The sequence below is a fragment of the Rhizobacter sp. P3_B12 genome (assembly GCF_056402895.1).
This window is the reverse complement of sequence record NZ_JBFUGN010000788.1, coordinates 1-2928: the sequence shown is the minus strand read 5'-3', so window position 1 is coordinate 2928 and position 2928 is coordinate 1. Positions and strand designations below refer to the sequence as shown.

Genomic DNA, 2928 nt, shown 5'->3' with positions numbered 1-2928 from the left:
GCACTGTCCTCGGCGGCCAGCGCGCGGGTCGAGCCCACGGTGGCGCTGAACGAGGCGCTCGTCAGCGGGCTGTCGGCCGCCTTCGTGCACTGCACGGTCAGCGTGCCGCCCAGCGTCAGCGCGCCGGGCGCCGCCACGCTACCCGACGGCGAGGTCACCGTCAGCCCGCAACTGACGGCACCCACCACTGACGCCGGCACCGCAAGAAGTGCCACGGCGCAGGCGAGCCGGCCCGGAATCACGGCGACACCCCGGCGCAGGTCAACGGGCCGAGGCGCGTGATGTCGTTGCCGTCGTCCGGCGGCAGCCGCACCGCCAGCGCGCACGACTGCCCGCGCCAGCGCAGCACCAGCGTGGCCACCGGCGCGAGGCCGGTCACGAAGACCTCGCCGCGGCGCGCCATGTAGAACACCTGCGGATCGCCGACGATGCCGACCTCGGCGCCCGGCGGTGCCGGCGCACCATCCGCCAGCCGCACGCGGATCAGGGCCGCGCGCCCGCTGCGCACCGGGAAGCGCAGCTTCACCACGCTGCGTGCCGCCGGCACGGCCGACATCTCCACCGCATCGAGCTCGGCGCCGATCGGCAGGTCCGACGGGTCGAGCCGCACCGCGTTCGCCTGGTAGGGCAGCAACTGCGGCAGCAGCGCCCGACCGTCGCTGCCGGTGCGGGCCGCGACCTGCCCGAGCAGGCTGACGCCGACGCCGGCCTGGCCGGGCACCTCCACCAGCGCCATCGCGGGGCCGCTGCGCCGCGTGGCGAACAGTGCGCCGTCGACCGCCACCCAGGCCCCTTGCGCGCCCAGGCGCAGCGTCTGCAGCTCGCGCGTCTGGCCGAGGTCCAGCGCGAGGCTGCCGCGCGGGCCGTCGCGGTACAGCCCGGCCTCGGCCTGGCCGGCGCTGCTGCGTTCGCCGGCCAGCAGGCGCCAGGCCCAGCCATCGGGTTCGTCCGGCGAGGCGCTGAGGCCGACCGTGGTGTCGGAGTCGCCGTGCCGCGTGTGCGCCGCCGTCGCGCTGAGCACGCTGCGCGGCCCGAGCGGCACGAACAGCGTGGCCGTCAGCCGCGTGCCGGCGGTGCTGCCGGTGAGCCGCGTGACGCCCAGGCTGAGCGTGCTGCGGTAGCCCACGCGCACGCTTTGCCCGGCGGTGGCCGCGAGGTAGCGGCTGCCGTCGCCGGCCACCGTCTGCGCGACGCTCAGCCCGAGGCTGCCCCAGCCCCCGGCGTTCAAGCGGTGGCTGAGCGTCGTCTGGCGGCGCGTCGGCGGCGTCTGCAGGTCCTGGCCCAGCCCGCGCCAGGCGGCGCTGTTGCCTTCGGTGCGCAGCAGCCAGCCGCTCGCGACGCCGGCGCGCTCGAGGCTCAGCAGCCAGCCGGCCCCGTACCCGAGTGCGCTGCGGCTGCCCGAGAGACCGGCCTGCACCAGCACCGGCCACGGCGTGTGGGCATGGTTGAGCGCGATGCTCGCCTCCTGCTGCGGCCGGGAGAGGCCGGTCCGCAGCTCGCCGGTCCAGTCGGGGCTCAGGCCCAGGCGATACAGCCCGGCGCCGAAGCGGGTGGCGTAGCGCGCATCGGGCAGGCCGAGGTTGCGCCGGAGCTCGCCGGCCTCCACGCTCCAGTCGCTCAGCCCGGCCGCCAGCAGCGCGTTGCTCGACAGGAAGCTCTGCTCGACGACCGTCTCGCGGCCCAGGATGTYGCGCACCACCATGCGGACCTGTCCGGTGCTGTCGGGCAGCGGCAGTTCGTTGATCGTGAACGGGCCGGCCGGCAGGTTGCCGGTCTGGCGCAGCACGTCGTTGATGTACAGCTCCAGCGTGCTGGGCGCGCTGGAGGTGCCGGCCAGCGACGGGATCGGCCGGCTGACGAAGCCGGGTTCCAGCGCGAAGTTGCGCGACAGCTGCACGCCGCCGAAGAACACCGGCCGGCCGATCGCGCCGGCATGCGTGGCGAGGTCGCCCAGCCGCAGGCTGATGCGCGGCTCGGGGAAGTCGCGCGTGAAGCTCGTTTCCAGGCGCTGCCAGCGCGGCGCGGCATCGAAGCCGCGCACCGCGAGGTTGCGCCCGGCGTAGCTGGACGACAGCACGCCGGCGTCGCCCGACACGGCGGCCTCCACCAGCGCACCCAGGTCCTGCTGCGCCATCGCGCCGCGCGCCGCCGAGCGGGTCAGGCTCAGGTCGTAGTTCAGCGCGAGGGCCGGCTCGGCCTTCGACACCGTGGGCCGCTTCGGCACCGGTTGCGTGAGGCGCGTCGCCGCGAAGGCCTGCGGCGCGAACTCGAGGTCCACCGATTGCGCGGCGGGGTGAAAGCGCGCTGCGAACCCCGGGAGTGCCGACAGCGGGTACCACGATTGCCCGCGCACGCGCAGCGGCGGCAACTCGGGCCGGTTCAGCCGCCATTCGTCGAACGCGATCGCGGGGGCGAACAGCACGCCGGCGCGCTCCATCAGCAGCCACCCGCCGCCCGGCTGCTGGTTGACGCGCACCTCCAGCGGCATCAGCCGCTCGCCGGGCACGCGCTCCACGCCCGCATCGATCGCTTCTGCCAACGCGTGGTGTGGCGCGAGCGACGGCAGCACGCACGCCGTCACGGCGCCGGCCACCCAGGCGAGCCGGGCCGACCGGCGCAGCACCGCGTGCCGGTCCATCGGGGCCGCGGCCTCACGGCAGCGCCAGTTCGTCGGTGCGGCGCGTGCCGTCGTCGAACAGCAGCGCGAGCTGCGCCGGTCCGGGCGCCACGTCGGGTTCGGACTGCAACGCGATCGGGCGGCTGGCTCCCGGCAGCACATAGGCGCCTCCGTTGAAGTGCGCGAGCGGCTGGCCGGCGCGCGACAGGCGCAGTTCGCGCACCTGTGCGTAGGCGCTGCCGCGGTTCTCGCACTGCGCGAGCAGTTGCGCGCCGTCGCGCTGCAGCGTGCAGGCGAGGTCGCGCCGCGCC

2 protein-coding genes and 1 pseudogene are annotated in these 2928 nt (G+C 75.6%); all 3 read right to left on the bottom strand.

Annotation, left to right across the window (positions count from 1 at the left end; all coding sequences use genetic code 11):
- Positions 1 to 215, bottom strand: a 215-nt coding sequence (locus tag AC1D01_RS27985) for a hypothetical protein (RefSeq protein ID WP_477872224.1), incomplete at its 3' end; no start/stop codon positions are given.
- Positions 216 to 238: 23 nt separating this feature from the next.
- A complete protein-coding gene (locus AC1D01_RS27980; RefSeq protein ID WP_477872222.1) occupies positions 239 to 2638 on the bottom strand; it encodes a fimbria/pilus outer membrane usher protein in 2400 nt (799 codons plus the stop codon).
- A 13-nt stretch (positions 2639 to 2651) separates the two neighbouring features.
- Positions 2652 to 2928: pseudogene (locus AC1D01_RS27975) on the bottom strand (fimbrial biogenesis chaperone); the annotation flags it as partial.